The 12,980-nt window shown below is 62.0% G+C and carries 14 protein-coding genes and 1 pseudogene; 9 read left to right on the top strand and 6 right to left on the bottom strand.

Annotated elements, in window-relative coordinates; genetic code table 11:
- Together OB03_RS10930 and OB03_RS10925 are read left to right on the top strand one after the other, a co-directional pair.
- On the top strand, window positions 1–468 hold the full coding sequence (locus OB03_RS10930) for a hypothetical protein (RefSeq protein WP_242914244.1): 468 nt from the start codon (window positions 1–3) through the stop codon (window positions 466–468).
- Window positions 465–767 (top strand): winged helix-turn-helix domain-containing protein, encoded by a 303-nt coding sequence (locus OB03_RS10925; RefSeq protein ID WP_242914243.1) that lies wholly within the window; start codon window positions 465–467, stop codon window positions 765–767. The genes OB03_RS10930 and OB03_RS10925 overlap by 4 nt, the downstream gene beginning before the upstream one ends.
- On the opposite strand, the gene OB03_RS10920 is transcribed toward OB03_RS10925, so the two are convergent.
- Window positions 764–1,531 carry a pseudouridine synthase gene (locus tag OB03_RS10920; protein ID WP_242914242.1) on the bottom strand — a complete coding sequence of 256 codons (768 nt, stop codon included), beginning with the start codon at window positions 1,529–1,531 and terminating at the stop codon, window positions 764–766. The two genes, OB03_RS10925 and OB03_RS10920, sit on opposite strands and share 4 nt — an antisense overlap.
- Before the next feature lie 55 nt (window positions 1,532–1,586).
- Window positions 1,587–2,219, bottom strand: a complete 633-nt coding sequence (locus tag OB03_RS10915) for a DUF938 domain-containing protein (RefSeq protein ID WP_461344160.1) — start codon at window positions 2,217–2,219, stop codon at window positions 1,587–1,589.
- A gap of 351 nt (window positions 2,220–2,570) precedes the next feature.
- Here OB03_RS10915 and OB03_RS10910 point away from each other — a divergent pair, with 351 nt between their 5' ends.
- Both OB03_RS10910 and OB03_RS10905 read left to right on the top strand, forming a co-directional pair.
- The gene (locus tag OB03_RS10910; protein WP_242914240.1) at window positions 2,571–4,418 is read left to right on the top strand and encodes a phosphoenolpyruvate carboxykinase (GTP); all 1,848 of its coding nucleotides are present in this window, start codon (window positions 2,571–2,573) and stop codon (window positions 4,416–4,418) included.
- A gap of 53 nt (window positions 4,419–4,471) precedes the next feature.
- Window positions 4,472–5,509, top strand: a complete 1,038-nt coding sequence (locus OB03_RS10905) for an NAD(P)/FAD-dependent oxidoreductase (RefSeq protein ID WP_461344159.1) — start codon at window positions 4,472–4,474, stop codon at window positions 5,507–5,509.
- Here the strand turns inward: OB03_RS10905 and OB03_RS10900 are convergent.
- On the bottom strand, window positions 5,506–6,249 hold the full coding sequence (locus OB03_RS10900; RefSeq protein ID WP_461344158.1) for a TonB family protein: 744 nt from the start codon (window positions 6,247–6,249) through the stop codon (window positions 5,506–5,508). The two genes, OB03_RS10905 and OB03_RS10900, sit on opposite strands and share 4 nt — an antisense overlap.
- A gap of 168 nt (window positions 6,250–6,417) precedes the next feature.
- On the opposite strand from OB03_RS10900, the gene OB03_RS10895 reads away from it, so the two are divergent.
- Both OB03_RS10895 and spbR read left to right on the top strand, forming a co-directional pair.
- Complete coding sequence (locus OB03_RS10895; RefSeq protein ID WP_461344157.1) at window positions 6,418–7,197, top strand: transglycosylase SLT domain-containing protein; 780 nt, start codon at window positions 6,418–6,420, stop codon at window positions 7,195–7,197.
- A 121-nt stretch (window positions 7,198–7,318) separates the two neighbouring features.
- Entirely contained in the window at window positions 7,319–8,464 is a 1,146-nt protein-coding gene (gene spbR, locus OB03_RS10890; protein ID WP_461344156.1) for a SpbR family protein, read from the top strand.
- Here spbR and OB03_RS10885 read toward each other — a convergent pair.
- The 3 genes from OB03_RS10885 to OB03_RS10875 all read right to left on the bottom strand — a co-directional run bounded on the left by OB03_RS10885 (window position 8,461) and on the right by OB03_RS10875 (window position 10,914).
- Entirely contained in the window at window positions 8,461–8,919 is a 459-nt protein-coding gene (locus tag OB03_RS10885; RefSeq protein WP_242914235.1) for an Hpt domain-containing protein, read from the bottom strand. The genes spbR and OB03_RS10885 overlap by 4 nt on opposite strands.
- Window positions 8,920–9,005: 86 nt before the next feature.
- Window positions 9,006–9,785, bottom strand: a complete 780-nt coding sequence (locus OB03_RS10880) for an NAD kinase (protein WP_461344155.1) — start codon at window positions 9,783–9,785, stop codon at window positions 9,006–9,008.
- Window positions 9,786–9,834: 49 nt separating this feature from the next.
- The gene (locus OB03_RS10875; RefSeq protein WP_461344154.1) at window positions 9,835–10,914 is read right to left on the bottom strand and encodes a DUF2336 domain-containing protein; all 1,080 of its coding nucleotides are present in this window, start codon (window positions 10,912–10,914) and stop codon (window positions 9,835–9,837) included.
- Between the two features lie 140 nt (window positions 10,915–11,054).
- Here OB03_RS10875 and OB03_RS10870 point away from each other — a divergent pair, with 140 nt between their 5' ends.
- From OB03_RS10870 to OB03_RS10860, 3 genes and pseudogenes are all read left to right on the top strand, one after another.
- Window positions 11,055–11,819, top strand: a complete 765-nt coding sequence (locus OB03_RS10870) for a class II aldolase/adducin family protein (RefSeq protein ID WP_242914232.1) — start codon at window positions 11,055–11,057, stop codon at window positions 11,817–11,819.
- The gene (locus tag OB03_RS10865) at window positions 11,819–12,601 is read left to right on the top strand and encodes a hypothetical protein (RefSeq protein WP_242914231.1); all 783 of its coding nucleotides are present in this window, start codon (window positions 11,819–11,821) and stop codon (window positions 12,599–12,601) included. Before OB03_RS10870 ends, OB03_RS10865 begins: the two co-directional genes overlap by 1 nt.
- A 99-nt stretch (window positions 12,602–12,700) precedes the next feature.
- Window positions 12,701–12,980: pseudogene (locus tag OB03_RS10860) on the top strand (efflux RND transporter periplasmic adaptor subunit); the annotation flags it as partial.

Raw genomic sequence — 12,980 nt, 5'->3', positions numbered from 1 at the left:
ATGACCAACGACCATGAAAAGTTTGACGGCGCTGGCGCGATGGAGGCTCTGAACAGCATCCGCGAGACGCGCGAGCAGGCGCTCGGCAAGATGGACTATTGGCCCTGGTGGTATGACGCCGGCTATGCGGCGGCCTGTGGACTGCTGGTCGCAGGGCAGGGGCTGGGCACCACCATTGGCGTGGCCTGCACGGCAGTCGCTATCGCCATCCTCGTCCTCATCATGCGCAAATGGCAGGCCGAGACTGGCATGTGGGTTAACGGCTACGGCCCCAAGCGTGCCCGTTGGGCTGCGTTCGGACTGGCAGGCCTGCTGCTCGGGTTGATGGCCATCAGCGTCTGGTATGGACGCGTGCAGGACATCATCTGGGTGCCGATCGTCTGCGGGATTGTTGCCGCCGTGCTGGGTCTGGTCGGCATGCGGGTGTGGATGGCCCTGTACCGCAAAGACGTGAGGGATCTGAAATGACAGCGCCCGTATTTGATCCTTTGATCCACGCGCCGGGACGGCTGCAGATTTGCGCCATCCTGTCGGCAGCAGAGGCCGAGTTCGCGGTGGTGCGCGATGCCATCAAGGTCTCGGACTCTGTCCTATCCAAACACGTGAAGGCGCTGGAAGAGGCCGGTTATGTCGCCGTGCGCAAAGCCCCCTTTGAAGGTCGACAGCGGACGTGGCTATCCATGACCCTGAGCGGCAAAAAGGCGTTCAAGGCCCATGTGGCCGAGTTGGAGCGGCTGGTAAAAATCAGCGCAGAGCTGACGATCTAGGCGACGCTGGCTTTGATCAGGGCGTCACGTTCCTCGGGGGTAATGTGACGCCATTTGCCTTCGGGCAGGGTGCCCAGATGCAGCGGGCCGATGCGGGTGCGGAACAGGTCCACGACCTCCAGGCCAACAAGTTCGCACATACGGCGGATCTGGCGCTTGCGGCCTTCTTTCAGGATGAACTTCAGGTCCTGACCCCGGATAAGCGTCACCTTGGCAGGGCGCAGGCGACGGCCATCCAGTTCCAGACCATTGCGCAACCTGTCCAGCTTGCTGGCGGTGATGTCCCCTGACACGCGGACCAGATATTCCTTGTCGAGATCTGACTCCGGCCCGATCACGGCCTTGGCGACGACGCCGTCCGACGACACCAGGAGCAGACCGCGCGAGTCCTCGTCCAGTCGCCCAATCGGCGGCAGGGATTCATCACGGCGCGGGATATAGCCTTCGTCCGCCCGGTTCTTGAACGACAGCAGACGAACAGCCGGAATCTTGCCCGGCTCGGGCTGACCCGAGACATAGCCGACCGGCTTGTGCAGCATGATGGTGACGCCCGCCTGAAGGGCTTCTTCGGCATCATTGTTCAGGACCAGCGTCTGGCCCTTTTCGATCTTGCGGCCCGCGTCGGTAACTTGTTCGCCGTCGATGGTGACATAGCCCTCGGCGATCAGGGCTTCGGCCTCGCGGCGCGAGCAGACGCCCGACTGGCCCAGCCACTTGTTGATGCGAACCGGTTCGTCGCCGTCGTAGGTGCGGGTAAAGGCCATGGGGGTCTCCTGTCAGGGCGGGCTGTTTAAGCCGTGCAGCACCGTAAAGAAAGCGTCAGAAGCGGCGGAACATCAGGCTGATGTTGTTTGCAGGCATTTCGGCCCGCAAGGTCGGGAGCAGTCCGTGCTGTTTGGCCAGTGCGGAGACGTGAGCGCGATCACGTAGGCCCCATTCGGGGTTGCGCGATTTCAGACTGGCATGGAAGGCTGCATTGGAAGGAGCCAGCGGCACCTTCTCCTCCCGATAAGGGCCGTACAAATAGAGCAAGCCCCCGCGCGGCAAGGCCCGCTCTGCCAACTGCATCAACCCCTCGGTCGCGGCCCACGGGCTGATGTGGACCATGTTGATGCAGACGATGGCATCGTAGGAATCTTGCGGCCATTGGCTCTGGTCCAGCATGTCCAGCGCCATGGCATGCTGCAGGTTGGGCAGTGCGCTGGCCTTGGCCCAAAGGTCGATACTCTCGCGGGCTTCCGCACTGGGATCGGAAGGCTGCCAATCAATGTCTGGCAGGGCTTTTGCGAAATGGACAGCGTGCTGGCCCGAGCCGGAAGCAATCTCCAGCACACGTCCCTTGGCCGGAAGGTGGGGCCTCAGACGCTGCAGGATTGCGTCGGCGTTACGCTGTGCTGCCGGAGATGTCAGAGCGCCCTGTGGCGTCGCGACCAGATTATCCATCGTTTGCATGGGCCGAAACTAGCGGTTGTTGGCCCGCGTCTATAGTCCCGAGCGCAGCGAATCTGTGCGGTCGAACGCGGGTTTGGCCTCTGCCGACTATCGGACACTCCGCCGTGCGGAGCGTGCACACAATCCACAGTCGCAAATAGGGAGGCGTACCTGTCGGTTGGGGCGCTAAATCTCTAAGCCCATTCGAGAAAATAAAATCCGGCACAACCTACGGAAATTGCTGCAATGCGGAATGGCGTTATGAAGGTTGACCTTGCGTCGCTGACAGGCCATTTCGCCCGTAACTATGCGTGATCCAGCACGCGATCCGTCGTTGAGTACGGACGACGGTAAGGACTCAGGAGAGCAGACGTGAGCCAATCGATCCCCGGCCTTTTCCCGGCCCCGACGCAACATCAGGGCCTTGTCGCCTGGGTGGAGCAGATCGCAACCCTGACCAAGCCGGATCGCGTTCAATGGTGCGATGGGTCTGAAGCTGAAAAGCAGCAGATCATTGCCGACCTGATCGAAAAGGGCACGCTGAAAGAGCTGGACCAGACCAAGCGTCCGGGGTGCTATTACGCTGCCTCCGATCCCAAGGACGTCGCCCGCGTCGAAAGCCGCACCTTTATCTGCTCGGAAGAAGAGGCCGACGCCGGTCCGACCAACAACTGGGCCGATCCGGTTGAAATGCGTGACCGCATGGAGAAGCTGTTCGACGGCTGCATGAAGGGCCGCACCATGTATGTGGTGCCGTTCTGCATGGGCCCGCTGGGCTCGCACATCTCGGCTCTGGGCGTTGAAATCACCGACAGCGGCTATGTGGCCCTGTCGATGGGCGTCATGACCCGCATGGGCAAGGGCGCTCTGGAGCAGCTGGGCACCGACGGCGTGTTTGTTCCGGCTGTGCACACGCTGGGCGCACCTCTGGCCGAAGGTCAGGCCGACGTCGCCTGGCCGTGCAACGACGACAAGTGGATCGTCCACTATCCTGAAACGCGCGAAATCTGGTCCTACGGCTCGGGCTATGGCGGCAACGCTCTTCTGGGCAAGAAGTGCTACGCCCTTCGTATCGCCTCGATCATGGCACGTGACGAGGGGTGGTTGGCCGAGCACATGCTCATCCTGAAGCTGACCTCGCCGGAAGGTGTCGTGAAGTACGTTGCGGCCGCATTCCCGTCGGCATGCGGCAAGACGAACCTTGCCATGCTGCAACCGGCGCTGGACGGCTGGAAGGCCGAGACGGTCGGTGATGACATCGCCTGGATGCGTTTCGGCCAAGACGGTCGTCTGTATGCCGTGAATCCGGAAGCGGGCTTCTTCGGCGTGGCACCGGGCACCAGCCGCAACACCAACAAAAATGCGCTCGAAACTCTGGTGAAAGACACCATCTTCACCAACGTCGCCCTGACCGCCGACAACGACGTGTGGTGGGAAGGTCTGACCAAGGAAGTGCCGGAAGGCATGACCAACTGGAAGGGCCAGCCGCACGACCCGGCCTCGGGCGAGCCTGCCGCCCACCCGAACGCCCGCTTTGCTGTGTGGGCCGGTCAATGCCCGTCAATCGCCCCCGAATGGGAAGATCCGGCTGGCGTGCCGATCGACGCCATTCTGTTCGGTGGTCGTCGCGCCTCGGCTGTGCCGCTCGTTACCGAAGCCTTTGACTGGGAGCACGGCGTGTTCCTCGGCTCGACTGTTGCCTCGGAAGGCACGGCTGCGGCTGAAAACAAGGTCGGCGAGCTGCGCCGCGACCCGTTCGCCATGCTGCCGTTCTGCGGCTACAACATGGGCGACTATTTCGCGCACTGGCTCAAGGTCGGCGCTTCGGCTCCGGACGCTTCGAAGCTGCCGCGCTTCTTCTTCGTCAACTGGTTCCGCAAGGACGAGAACGGCAAGTTCGTCTGGCCGGGGTTTGGCGACAACGCCCGCGTTCTGAAATGGATCGTCGAGCGTCTGGAAGGCAAGGGTGCCGCCGTGGACACCGCCGTTGGCCGCGTGCCTAGCCGCGAGGGTCTGGACCTGTCGGGTCTGGAATTGACCGAAGCCCAGCTCTCGACCCTGCTGGACGTCGACGCCGACGTCTGGACCGAGGAAGCCAGCCTGATCCCGTCCTTCTACGAGAAGTTCGGTGATCGCCTGCCCAAGGCCCTGTGGGATCAGCACGCTGCGCTGACGAAGCGTCTGGAAGAGGCCCGCGCCTCGCGCATGGCTGCGGAATAAGTCCGACTAAAAAACGGCTTGAAATCGGGGCGCGGGAGGTCGAATGACAGCCCGTGCCCCTTATCAATTCTCCCTCCGCTTCGTCTGATGTTGTCGTCCTTGGTGCAGGTGCGTTTGGCCTCGCCACGGCGGCGGAACTACGCCTTGCCGGTTATAAGGTGACTGTGGTTGCGCCCGAGGGTGGCGCGGCCTCGGCCATTGCTGCCGGCATGATTGCTCCGGCCATGGAAACGGCCATCGACGGCTTGTCACGCGAGCAGTCCGCCATTCTGAAACGCAGCCGCGTGCTATGGGCGGACTTTGCGACGCGCACGGGCATCCAACTCCAGCACATGCCCGCCGAATGGCGCGGCGAGGGTGCCGACAGACTGGCAACCTCGCTGGAGAACAACGAGTTTGAATACACCTATCTGCCCGACCACCAGTGGATCGTGACCGAAGAGGACGCCAAACTGGACCCCGAGGCGGCACTCGCCGTTCTGTCCCAAGGCGTTGAGCGGATTAATGCGACGGCGAAGGCCGTGCGTTTCGAAAACGATGTCTGGACTGTGGATTTTGGTGCAGGCTCCATCACCGCACCGCATGTGGTAATTGCTACGGGTGCGGCGGCTGCCATTGATGGCATGCCCGAGGTGCTGGCGGCACTCATTAGCAAGATTATCCCCGTGCGAGGCCAGATCGGTATTACGCACGAGCGTCTGGCCGATCACGTCATTCGCGGACCGGGGGCCTATATCGCTCCGGTCAACGCGGGCTCCTATGAAGGCGGATCGGTGGTCGGCGCGACAATGGAAACGGGCGTTCGCGAGGTCGCGACCGATGCGCAGCTCTGCGAGCAGATGATGAACGCGGCATGGGCGCTGCTGGGTAATGAGCCTGTCGAGATCGACATGGAATGGCGAGCAGGCATTCGGGGCGCATCGCCGGATGGCATGCCCATGGCGGGTCCGGTTGCCCGGGGTCTGCACGTGGCGTTGGCACCCCGCCGTAATGGGTGGTTGCTGGCTCCGCTGGTGGCGGGGCAGGTGGTGGCCGGTCTCGAGGGACTGTCCCTTCCGGAGGCAGCCCTCGATCCCTCGCGGACCTTTTAATCCGTCACATTGAAGCGGATAGCGACAGCGACGCGGGCACCGTCAACCGGCGCTCCGTCCACTGTGCGCGGGCTCATACGAAACTGACGGGACAGGCTGAGCGCAGCACGGCCAAAGCCTTTGCGCTCGGGCGTCTCGTTGCTGACCTGACAGTCGTTGAGCGTACCATCGACCCGCACCGAGCAGTTCAGCGTCGCGCTGCCGGCCAGCCCCTGGTCGAGGGCCGCGGCGGGATAGGCCCGCATCAACTGGTCTGCCGTAGGGCGCTTGATCCAGTCGGGGTTGTTGATCACCGAGGGGGCGCGAGGCGGGCTGGGCGGCGGAACGGCGTCACCCGGCGTGGTGCTGGTGGCCGGTTCGGTGATCGTGAACACCGGCCCCGTATCCGGCGTGGTTACGGGCGACGGCGTCGCGACCAAGGGCGGGACGTCTGTCTCGATGACATTATCGGGCCAGTGCAGCGGCGGCGCTGCTGCGGGCGCAGGCGTGTCCGGCTTTACCTCGGGCTTGATGATGGGACGCTCCAGAACCACGACCGTCGGCGGTACCTCCCGTGCGGTTGGTGCCGTGGCAGCAAGTTCGAACTTCTGGTGATACAGGAACAAACCAGCTCCCAGATGGGCCGCAAGGGCCACAGAGAGCACTGCGATCCACGTCTTGCGCGACGACATGGTCGTCGGCCGTGGACCCAACAGGGCGGATAGATCGGCTCCGCCAGCGGCACGTGTCATCATCATCATGATCTGCGCCTCCAATCGCAGGCCCCCCCGGGCCCTATGGCAAAGGTGCATCTCAAATTACGTCGTTTTGTGGACAAGTGTCCGACCTTGGTCTGGATGATACTGATTCGTTAATGCACGAGGTCCCGTGTTAGGGTTCTGTTAACCTTGGTTAGCGACCGTTGACCTATGAGCGTCAGAGCGATTCCATCTTCATCAGGCATAGAGGCGGCCATCCGGCGCGCCTCTGCCTCAACAGGGGTCGACTTCGATTTCCTGATGAAGACGGCGCGTCGTGAAAGCGGGTTCAACCCTGACGCCAAGGCCCGCACTTCGTCGGCTTCCGGCCTGTTCCAGTTCATCGAGCAGACGTGGCTTGCGACCGTCAAACAGCACGGTGCCAAGCATGGCTATGGCCAGTACGCGGACCTGATCTATCAGGGCAATGACGGCCGTTGGCAGGTGAGGGGATCGGCCCGCAATGTGGTGCTGGACCTTCGCTTTGATCCGCAGGCGGCCTCTGTCATGGCGGGCGAGCTGACAGCCTCCAATGCCGCCTATTTGCGGGGCAGGACAGGGATGACGCCGAACGGCGGTGATCTCTATGCCGCGCACTTCCTTGGTCCCGCAGGGGCTGCGAAGCTGATGGAGGCGATGCGGTCGTCCCCCAACGGCAATGCGGTCAACCTGTTCCCCGAGGCTGCTGCGTCCAACCGCTCGATCTTCTATCGTCAGGGACGCCCTGCGACGGTGGCCGAGGTGTATGCCAACCTCCAAAGCACGGCCGGTGGATCGACGCCCGTCCTGCCCGACGCAAAACCTGCCGCGCCGGCTATGGGTGCCAAGGATATGGCGTTGGCCGCGCGTATGGATCGGCTGAAACAGGACCAGGGCCTACTGTCCCTGCTGCTGAGCCAAGGCGAGGGCTCGCACTTTGGCGGCGCGTTCAGTGAAGCCGTAAAGAACTGACTGTTCCGAATCGGGACAATCGCATTACGTTTGATATCTGTATCAAATCGTAACGACCGCTTAACGTCGTTATGGCTAGGCTTGGGTTAAGACTCCCATCCTTCCGTCCGAGAGCGGTATCATGAACAGTGGCTCCCTCGCGCTCAGCGATAGTGATCTGAAGCTTCTGATACGGTCAGAGGTCGAAGAAGAACGTGCAACTGCCACCCACAAACTGTGTCGCAGCATGCTCAAGCTGGAGCTCAGCGAGGAAGAGCGCGCGGCGGCCCGGAAAATCATCACCTTCCTCTCGCGCGATGTCGCGGAACTGGTGCGGCGGGCATTGGTCATCACACTGAGGTCGTCTGACCTGATGCCCCACGACGTGGCGATGCGTTTGGTGGGGGATGTCGAAACGATTGCTATCCCGCTGATTAGCCAGTCGCCGTTATTTTCTGACGAAGACCTTATGGCCATTGTGCGGGCAGGGCGCACCCATGTGCAGGTGGCCGTCGCCTCGCGCCCGGCCCTCAGCCGCGATGTGGCGGAGGTGATTGCCTCCGAGGCGGTGGTCGAGGCTGTCCGCGCCTTGTCGGCCAACGACAATGCCGACGTGTCGGAGCGTGCCATGGGCATCGCGATTGACCGCTTTGGGCATGATGCCGAGACGATCAACCTGCTGGCACATCGAAATATTTTGCCGCCGTCCATTGTCGATCGTCTGGTCGTGCTGGCAACCGAACAGGTCAAACACCACCTCGTTCAGCGCCATCAGGTGCCGTTGAATACGGCGGTGCGTCTGTCGGACTTCGCCCGCGAACGGGCCACGCTGGACCTGATAGATGAGTCGATACGGGCCGAGAACCTGCCGGAGTTTGTGCGCGGGCTTTATGCACGCAAGGCGCTGAATGCATCCTTACTGCTGCGCGCCGTTGCGCGTGGGCAGATGGCCCTGTTCGAGCACGGGCTGTCGATATTGGCACAGGTGCCCCATCACCGCGCGTGGTTGATGATCCATGACGCGGGGCCGCTGGGCTTGCGAGCGATCTATGATCGCGCGGGCTTGCCGCCGCGCCTGTTTGCGGCCTTCCGCTCGGGCGTCGATACGTGGCGCGCCATTCAGGCCGAAGGGGCAAATCTGGATGCGGAGGCGTTCCGTCAGCGCATGCTGGAACGGTTCATGACCCAGATGCACACCATTGGCCGTGCCGATCTGGATTATCTGATGGAGCGGTTGGACATGGTGCCGTCTGCGGACACCGTCGCACTCAAGGCCCGTGTGGCTTAAAGCCCCAGGGCGCGAACCTCGGCTTCTAGTGCGGTCGCCAGTTCGACACCGACAGGATGGTTTTCATCCTGAATGCCATCGCGCACGACGGCGCGAATAGCATTGGTATGGGCTTCGATCAGCGGCCAAGGCGACTTCATGCGTTGGACAGGATCATCCATCAACCGGCACAGGCTCCCAGCAATGCGGGTGACCAGTGGGTACTGATAGGTGGTGCCCAGGCCCTTGAGATCGTGCGCGCGCAGATAAAGGCCTTCAGCAGCCTTTTCGGTAAAGCCTTCATTGCGAATGACGGCTTCGGCAGCGTCCAGCTTGGTGATCTCGTCCTGCAGCCACTGGTCGAACTGTGACGACAGGGCTTTCAGGGCCTCTTCGGCGCGGGCGACCGCTGCGGCATCAATTCCGCCAAATCCGCCACCCAGCTTGGTGCGCAAGGTGTTTGGGCGTCGGATCATTTCAGGCGGTTGGGACACGGGGAGCAGTCCTTACAGTTCTATAGGCGTCGTAACCTGAACGCTTACGCTTAAGATTTTCTCTAAGCTTAACCGGCGAACTGCTCGGCCAGCACACGTTCTTCATAGGTACGGCCAGCGTCGAACATCATAACGAGACTGATGTCACGGCGTTCGCGCACTTCGACGGCCTTAACGTTGCGCACTTCGAAATTATCCGCAGTGGCGGAAACCGGACGCTTTTCGGCTTCCAGAACTTCGAAACGGACGCGTGCCGTGTGGGACAGCAGGGCACCACGCCAGCGGCGCGGGCGGAAGGCACTGATCGGGGTCAAAGCCAGACTCGGCGCATCCAGAGGGATGATCGGCCCGTGTGCGGAGAGATTGTATGCCGTAGAACCCGCCGGGGTCGCGACCAGACATCCATCGCAGGTCAGTTCTTCCAAACGCACACGGTCGTTAACTGTCACCCGCAGCTTGGCGGTCTGGCGGGTTTGGCGCAGGAGCGAAACCTCGTTGATGGCGAGGCCGCTGTGGACTTCGCCCGTCTGGGCCCATGCATCCATCTGCAGCGGGTGGATGATGGTACGATCCGCCTCGGCCACGCGCTCGGGCAGGCCTTCGATGGCATAGTCGTTCATCAGGAAGCCGACCGAGCCCCAGTTCATGCCGTAGACCGGCTTGCGAGCCCGCAGATTGGCGTGAAGGGTTTCCAGCATGAAGCCGTCACCACCGAGCGCGACAATCACGTCCGCCTGCTCCAGCGGCACGATGCCGTACCGATCCTGCAGTTCTTTGCACGCCTCGCGTGCCTCGGGGCGATCGCTGGCGACAAAGTGCAGGGTGGGTAGGGGCGTTGATTGAGTCACAGCGACAGGCAAGCCGAGCTTTCACCGAGTGTCAAACGATACCCGTCACTTAGTGGAAAATGTGAGCGTGTGCGACGCTGTCCAGCAGGGCTCTGAGCTCAAGTTTGGCCTGATATCGATCCCGCTCGCCGAGGCGGAGTTCGGTGTCGATGAGGGGGGGCGGGACACTCACGCCCGCGCGACGCAACCCTTCGAGCGTTTCGGGGAAGGCTGCGCGATCAATACCGGCTGCCAGACACACGAGGTAAAATTGCCGCGCACTGGGCTGGCGGATGATTGCATCGGCTTCATCGGTGCGGATCTCCGCCAGCAGACAAAGCCCCTGCATGAATAGACCGCGCCGACCTTCGCGCAGGAACCGCAGCAAGCTGACCGGTGTAAGGCGACCTGTATCGTGCATCTTGAGCGCGACGCGGGCGTCGGCCAGTACACGAACACTGTCATCAACAGCCAAGCGCAGTTGGTCGGCATGATGCGGGAAACGCTCGCACAGGGCTTGCTGCATGATGTCGCCCACCCAGAGATAAAGTCTCTCGGCCAATGTCTCGGTGAGTTTGGGGTGGTCCAGCAACGGCTGTCGCAAACTGATGATGTGCTCTGACGCGTTGACCAGACGCATCATGCCGTCTGCGGGCATCTGCGCACATCCGTTGGACGCCAGTGCGGTCAGTAGGAGTGGCTCGTCGGTATTCAGTATCGCCTCGGAAACGGCGGCACCCAGATCAGGGCGCAGGGCGATCTGCAGCCGGTGTTCGGTCGAGGCCGAAGCCAGCAGATGCAGAAGGTCGGCGTCGTTCAATAGAGGACTGGCCGAAATGACGGGACGGGCAATGGCGATTTCGTCACTGGCGAGCATCTGGACCAGTCCGTGTGGCAGCCAATCGGTAGCGCCCAGTCGCTCGGACAATCCCTGTCGCACTTGGGCTTCGACGGATCGTACCAGCTCGATGAAAATCGCGGCCAGCTTACCCAGTTGCGGCGGGGAAGCGTCATGGCGCGAGTAGAGGTCCGCGACACCCATCACCAGACGGGTCTGGTCCGCCGCAGGGCGCGACCGAACGGCAGCAATAACTTTCGCCCACTCCTCGGAACGAGAGGGGACAGAAAGGTGCAGGTCGGGTGAAGACAAACGCGCGAAACTCCGAAGGTTCAGGGATTTACGCTACGATTCGCCAGTGAAAACACCGTTAACTCTAAAGCTGCGCGAGGGTTGACGCTAGCGCTCCTACGGAACAGTGTTCAGTGTAAATAATGCGACGGGAGGAGATCATGGCAGACGGCACAGTTTCAACGATCCGCCATAGCGTGTCTGAAGCCGAGTGGCGTACCCGTGTCGAACTGGCTGCGCTTTACCGACTGGTGGCGCTGCACGGCTGGGACGATATGATTTTCACCCATATCTCCGCGCGCGTTCCAGGGCCGCAGACGCATTTCCTCATCAACCCTTATGGCCTCTATTTTGAAGAGATCACGGCGTCCTCGCTGGTGAAGGTCGATCTGGACGGGAACATCGTTCAGGAGACGGACAGCTTTATCAATCCGGCAGGCTTCACCATCCATTCGGCTGTGCATGCAGCCAAACCCGACGCCCATTTTGTCATTCACCTGCATACGGTCGCGGGGGTGGGCGTCGCGGCGCAGCAGCACGGACTTCTACCGCTGAGCCAGAACGCCTGCCTGTTACAGGCGGACGTCGCCTATCACGGCTATGAGGGGCTGGCACTGAACCATGACGAACGCGAACGCCTGGTCGCAGATATGGGCGACAAGCATATGATGTTGCTTAGAAATCATGGCACATTAGCTATTGGTGAGACTGCCGCTGCGGCCTGGGTTCGTATCTTCTTCCTCGAGCGGGCCTGCGCACAACAGGTCGCGGCGCTTTCGTCGGGCATCGAAAATGTCCTGCATGCACCCGATGCCGCGCAGGAAGAGACACGCCATCAGGGAGAGGCGATTGGCATGGTGTCCAGCCTCGCGTGGCCGGGGGCTCTTCGTCAGTTGGATCGCAAGTCGCCGGGATATGATGCCTAATGCAACATCGGGGGGTGTTGGGGGCGTTGACGCTGGGTGCGGCGGCACTGGTTGTGCCGCACAGCGCCGTTGCAGGAGCCTGGAACCAGCCCAAGGGGCAGGGGCAGGCCATTGTGAAATACGAACCGGTCTGGTCGATCCACGGGTTCGACGAGGATGGCGACAGGGTGCGGCTTCATCACGAGCGGCTGGACCATGTGGCGTCGCTTTGGGCCGAGTATGGAGTGACGGATAATCTGACTGTCCTGCTTAAAACCGACTGGCAGGACGCTGATGATAGAATGCGCTCGTTCAGGGGGATGGGACCGACCGAGTTGGGCGGCCGCTGGCAGTTCCTTTCGAAAGGACCGTCGGTCGCCTCGCTACAGGCGACCTATGTTACAGACAGCGATGGACGCAATGCCGCGTGGGGTTCCCCCGGTCAGGGTGCCGAGGAGTTCGATCTTCGCCTTCTCGCCGGCCACACCTTCGTGGGGTCGCGCTCCAAATTCGTGGAGGTTCAACTCGCCCGCAGGTGGCGCGACGAGCTGCCTACAGAAACACGTATCGAGGCGACCGCCGGTATGCATATGGCCCGCCATTACACCATAATGGCTCAGGTCTATGCCGGTCAGGGCGAGGCCGAACAGAACGAGGTCGGGGCGCGCTGGCTGACAGCCGAAATCAGTTCGATTCGCCACTGGGATAACTGGTCTGCCCAGTTCGGCTGGCGGTCCACCGTTGCAGGCCGCAAGGTGAATGCCGGCGACGGGCCTATTGTGGCATTGTGGCGACGATTTTAATCGACGGAATACTCCCTGCGCTGCGTTAAATGAGTTTCATTTGCGCCACCGCTCAAAGGCGCTATGCGAAACCGCAGACTGTCGGGGAGAGTTTCGAGCGTGTTTAAGCGCCATTTTTTCATTATTTTGGCCGGTGCCGTCGTGGCGCTGATGCTTGTCGCCGCTCTTTTGAAGATCACCCTGGGCGGTAACGACGCCCCTGGCGGGCCCGGTGGTCCCGGCGGTCGCGGTGGCCGTGGCGGGCAGGAGGTCGAAGTGACCAGCCCCGTCGCGCGCAGCTTCTCGGACGAGTTGAAGGTGCTGGGCGTGGCGCGCAGCCTGCGTTCGGTCAACATCACCTCCTCGACGTCGGAACTGGTGACCCGCGTGCTGTTCCGTG

This window comes from Brevundimonas sp. GN22, assembly GCF_054824005.1.
Note: the sequence above shows the minus strand (reverse complement) of the source record. Positions and strands in the feature narration are given on the sequence as shown.